The organism is Bartonella sp. CE47NXGY, assembly GCF_042195415.1.
Lineage (GTDB): Bacteria > Pseudomonadota > Alphaproteobacteria > Rhizobiales > Rhizobiaceae > Bartonella.
On the sequence record NZ_JBHIOI010000197.1, the window covers coordinates 1 to 877 of the forward strand.

General features: G+C 37.2%; 1 protein-coding gene and 1 pseudogene. Both read right to left on the minus strand.

The window, feature by feature from the left end; all coding sequences use genetic code 11:
• Positions 1-108: type II toxin-antitoxin system RelB/DinJ family antitoxin (locus tag ACFIL3_RS10620; RefSeq protein ID WP_375682264.1), on the minus strand; the 108-nt coding region annotated here is incomplete at its 3' end.
• Between the two features lie 168 nt (positions 109-276).
• A pseudogene (locus ACFIL3_RS10625) lies at positions 277-877 on the minus strand (adenosine monophosphate-protein transferase); the annotation flags it as partial.

Here is an 877-nt window from a genome sequence, read left to right on the forward strand (position 1 = left end):
ACTTTTCTCAAAAGTTTTAAGCGTTTTCTCATGAAGAATATACATATCAAACGGCAATCCTCTTTCATCAACAACTTTTGTCAAAGCAATACGGATGAAATCAGACACCGTAAGTCCTAAACTTGCTAATATTTCACCGGATTTTTTTTAACGCCCTATCTATGCAGGCACATACAACATCTTTTGTCACACCCATATTAAACACCTCCTTTGATTACCTCTCTTTTACCGTATGGCTTAATAGGGCTTATACAGTATAAGGCTTTATCCTTGCCCTTACCGTATCATATCTATTGATCTTGCACGCGCTATTGCGTTGATTTTCTCCTGTTGTCTCTGTTGCAAAAACTTAACTGCCATTTGAAACTCTTTTATGCGTTCTTTATTATAAGACTGTTCTTTGGGGATTGCTTTTGATAAATCAAAACCATATTTATGAATGGCATCATGTCCAAAACGTTTATCTAAAACACTTTGTAGCTTTAAAAACTCTTGATTAACCTGCTCTGGTATCTTTGAATAACTATCACAACCAGCTTCAACGTTTTTCATAAAAGTCACTGCTTCTTGTGAAAGTGACGGAACCTCAACTTTCAATCGCTCACGCTCCCGTGTAACACTATCCATATGTGTCTCATAAGAATTCTTATAAAAGGATTGAAGCTCTCTCATAGTAGAAACAGCAAGAGGAACATGATAAAGCGCTTCTTTTCGTTCTTTTCCTGTAGCCTTCAATTTATCGATAAAACGATCTGACCCACGCAGTTCGCCTGCTCTATCAGGTTCCCTTTCCAAAATATCAGGAAGTTTATCGCCTTTACCTGCTAAAATCGTTTGCTCAATCCTAAACGCAGCCTCTTGTGGATCTCTATAAATA